The sequence below is a fragment of the Oribacterium sinus genome (assembly GCF_963553175.1).
Lineage (GTDB): Bacteria > Bacillota > Clostridia > Lachnospirales > Lachnospiraceae > Oribacterium > Oribacterium sinus_B.
In genome coordinates, this window is sequence record NZ_CAUVME010000075.1 from 1 (window position 1) to 3652 (window position 3652).

Here is a 3652-nt window from a genome sequence, read left to right on the forward strand (position 1 = left end):
AAAAGAACCGACTTTGCACCGGCTCTTTTTGCTTCTATGGCAGCCACCATACCGGCAGCTCCTCCTCCCACAATAATACAATCCTTCATATTGCCCCTATTCTTTTCTATATCCTTTGATTATATTCATCTTTTTAATTTTAAGCTTATTTATAGTTTTCGATTTTAATCCTTGATAAATCTCTTTAAACGTCCCCCCATAGGCATTTCATCCAGGTCTTCTTTGGAAAAGGCATTCATCTTCAGAAGACTTCCAAAGTAGAGAACCACCGCAACGAAAATCGCCGGAAGTAAAGACAGGGCGGAACCGATTCTTCCCTTCCCAAGCTTCTCCGGAAGAAGGAAATGAATCAAGAAATAGCAGCCAAATGCAAAAATTCCCATAATGAGAGAAGCTAAAATAGGATATCCTATGGTTTTTCCCCAGTCTATTACGCATCTGGTATGGCGTTTTATAGCGGCCTGGTTTAAGATGCACATCATGATGGCAAAAAGGATATTGGAAACAACTACTCCGTAGATGCCGGTTTTTCCATATAAGAGAAGTAACAAACTGGCCAAATGAAATACCAAAGAAATGATGGAATGCTTAAGAGGCAGATTCAGATGTCCCAATCCCTGTAAAATGGCATTACTGATGGTGGACAGAGAATAGAACAAAACCGCTAAGGCTCCGATTCTGGTCACATTAATCAAAAGCATTACATTTTTTCCGGGAAAAAGCATTCTGCATAGAGGCTCCGCCAAAATACACATCCCCACCGTACATGGCACGGCAATCAGCATGCTGAAGCGAATACTGGTCTGGATTTGTCCAAGGGTCTTTTTCCGATCATGGGAAGCAACCGCCGCAGTAAGACTGGGAATCAAAGAGGAGGATAAGGCATTGGCCAAGGCCACGGGAATATTAAAGAGAATATGATATTCCCCGAAAATTCCCCACTCCATTACAATCCGCTTGGTGGGAATCTGAAGCTTAGTCATAATGCTGGAATAAAAATAATCATCCAAAACGGAGGAAATATTGTATACCGTACTGGAAATCAGGATAGGAACCATAGTTGAAAACAACAATAAGGCGGAGCGCTCGTAGCTTTCCACCATACTGCTATCCTTCTTGGCTCTCTTTCTAAGTCTTGGTCTTTGATAGGAATAAAGCATCAAAAAGAACAGCAGGGCAATAAAAGCTCCCACACCGGTTCCGATAGCTCCTCCCATAGCACCGAATGCATAGGAATACTCCGTGTTATTGTATAGCAAATTGGCTTCTTTTCCCTTAGCGAAAAGAAGGTATGCCATTAAAACGGAAAAAACGGCATTGGCAATCTGTTCCAAGATTTGAGAAATAGCTGTAGGAATCATATTTCCCATGCCCTGAAAGTACCCGCGCAAAAGTCCAAGATAGGCCATAATCCAAACGGTTGGAGCCAAGGCCCTAAGGGCATAAGAAGCAAAGGGCTTTTTCAAGGCTCCGGCTATGGCATCCGCCCCGAAGAAGAGTACAAAAGCCATAACTGCTCCCATAATGGAAGCATAAATAAAAGAAACCCTTAAAACTCTTTCCGTATTTTTAAAACGTTTCGCCGCCAAATTCTGAGAAATCAGCTTGGAAATGGCAGTGGGCATGGAATAACTGGATAAAATCAGGAGTAGGGTATAAATAGAAAAGGCTGAGGTATAATAACCATTTCCCTCATCGGAAATAATTGCGGAAAGTGGAATTCGGTAAACCATGCCGATAAGGCGAACCAGAATTCCGGCAACTGCAAGAAGAGATCCCTGCAGAACAAAATTATTTCCGCTTGATCTTCTTTTTGTGGAAACTTGTCTTCTGCCTTCTCTCATCGGTAATATCCTCTATTCTCTAATATCTCTTCCTGCTTCTGCTCCATTTCTTTTCGTTCCTCTTCCTCCATGTGATCATAGGAGAAAAGGTGTAAAAGGGAATGGGCAATCAAAAAAGCAAGCTCTCTCTCCAAAGAATGGCCGTAGCTCTCCGCCTGTTCCTTTACCTTGTCCCAGTTTAGGACAATATCTCCCAGCATCAGCTCTCCGGTTTCCGGATCAAAATTCCCCCATTCCTCTTCCAAGCTTTCAGGAAAGCTTCCCGGAGGATCTAAAGACAATAAAGGAAAAGACAGAACATCCGTTGCATAATCAATTCCTCTTTGGCTTAGATTTAATTCCCGCATCTCCTCTGACTCTATAAAGCTTACGGAGAGGGAAACATCATAGGGACAGGAAACATAATCAAGACTTTCCTCCACGATATCCTGAATGATTTTTTCGTAATCCAGACTTGTTTGTTCCTTCACTTCCCACTGAATGTCTATTTGCATATTTATCCTTCTTTTTTCTTTCTTCGTCCTTTTCGTAGGCATTAACGATTCTTTGCACTAAGGGGTGACGAACCACGTCTTCACTGGTAAGGGTGGAAAATGCTATTCCCTCCACATTTTTTAAAACATGGATAGCATCCTCCAAACCGGATTTCTTTCCTTCTTCCAAATCCTTTTGGGTTAAATCTCCGGTAACCACCACCTTAGAGCCGAAGCCTATTCTTGTTAAGAACATCTTCATCTGCGCAGGAGTGGTATTCTGGGCTTCATCCAAGATAATATAGGCATTATCCAAGGTTCTACCACGCATATAGGCCAAGGGAGCAACTTCGATAAGGCCCTTCTCCGCATTGGCCAGATATTGTTCCGGTCCCATAATCTGGTACAGAGCATCATATAAAGGACGAAGATAGGGATCCACCTTGGACTGTAAATCTCCCGGTAAAAATCCAAGCTTCTCTCCCGCCTCTATAGCAGGTCTTGTCAGGATAATTCGGGAAACCTCCTCTTCACGAAAGGCGGAAATAGCCATAGCCATGGCCAGATAGGTTTTTCCGGTTCCCGCAGGACCGATGCCAAAGGTAATCATATTTTTCCGTATGGCATCCACATAGGCCTTTTGCCCTAAAGTCTTAGGCTTTACAGGTTTTCCCAAAGCGGTTCTTGCCAGCAAATCCTCATCCAAATGCAGGAGAGCATCTCCCTTTCCTTCCTTAACCGTCAAGGAAATGGCATAGTTTACATTTTGCTCATTAATAGCAGTCCCCTTTTGAGATAACTTCAAAAGGGAAAGAAGCACTTCCTTAGCTTTGTTTGCAGCGTCTTCTTCCCCTATGATTTTCAATAATCCGTCTCGATCAATAATACTGACTTGAAACTGTTTTTGAATCTTATTTAAATTTTGATCCATCTGTCCCAGAATATTCATTTCATGTTCCAGAGGAATATCTAATAGCAATTCTCTTTCCGCCATGGGACTCCTTTTTTGAAAGAAAATAGCCCTAATTCATTGCTGAATCAGGGCTAACATCTAAGCTATAAATTAGTTGAACTTACGCTTTCTAGCCGCTTCAGACTTCTTCTTACGTCTTACTGATGGCTTCTCGTAATGCTCTCTCTTACGAATTTCTTGCTGGATTCCTGCCTTAGCACAGTTTCTTTTGAATCTGCGTAAAGCACTGTCCAAAGACTCGTTTTCTTTTACGATGACATTTGACATGCGATACCCCAAACCTCCCTTCGGGCACAAACTAGAGTTTATTATAACACCAAAATTTCATACGTCAATGACTTTTTTAGAACTAAAGCTATTTT

General features: G+C 42.1%; 5 protein-coding genes. All 5 read right to left on the reverse strand.

Translation table 11 applies throughout. The features are described 5' to 3' along the window. Positions 1-89, reverse strand: an 89-nt coding sequence (locus tag RYO92_RS11205; protein ID WP_315370403.1) for an FAD-binding protein, incomplete at its 3' end; no start/stop codon positions are given. A gap of 75 nt (positions 90-164) precedes the next feature. Next, positions 165-1844 carry a putative polysaccharide biosynthesis protein gene (locus tag RYO92_RS10960; protein ID WP_007156092.1) on the reverse strand — a complete coding sequence of 560 codons (1680 nt, stop codon included), beginning with the start codon at positions 1842-1844 and terminating at the stop codon, positions 165-167. Then, complete coding sequence (gene ybeY / locus RYO92_RS10965; RefSeq protein ID WP_040648309.1) at positions 1841-2338, reverse strand: rRNA maturation RNase YbeY; 498 nt, start codon at positions 2336-2338, stop codon at positions 1841-1843. Before ybeY ends, RYO92_RS10960 begins: the two co-directional genes overlap by 4 nt. Beyond that, positions 2250-3311 carry a PhoH family protein gene (locus tag RYO92_RS10970; RefSeq protein ID WP_007156090.1) on the reverse strand — a complete coding sequence of 354 codons (1062 nt, stop codon included), beginning with the start codon at positions 3309-3311 and terminating at the stop codon, positions 2250-2252. The genes ybeY and RYO92_RS10970 overlap by 89 nt, the downstream gene beginning before the upstream one ends. Before the next feature lie 69 nt (positions 3312-3380). Further along, positions 3381-3557, reverse strand: coding sequence for a 30S ribosomal protein S21 (gene rpsU / locus RYO92_RS10975; protein WP_005539624.1), 177 nt, complete (start codon positions 3555-3557; stop codon positions 3381-3383). Positions 3558-3652: the final 95 nt, after the last annotated feature.

What these genes read in the sequence shown, in the direction of transcription:
- RYO92_RS10960 (WP_007156092.1), bottom strand. Translation starts at nt 1,844, where the DNA reads ATGAGAGAAGGCAGAAGACAAGTTTCCACAAAAAGAAGATCAAGCGGA.
- rpsU (WP_005539624.1), bottom strand. Translation starts at nt 3,557, where the DNA reads ATGTCAAATGTCATCGTAAAAGAAAACGAGTCTTTGGACAGTGCTTTA.
- RYO92_RS10970 (WP_007156090.1), bottom strand. Translation starts at nt 3,311, where the DNA reads ATGGCGGAAAGAGAATTGCTATTAGATATTCCTCTGGAACATGAAATG.
- ybeY (WP_040648309.1), bottom strand. Translation starts at nt 2,338, where the DNA reads ATGCAAATAGACATTCAGTGGGAAGTGAAGGAACAAACAAGTCTGGAT.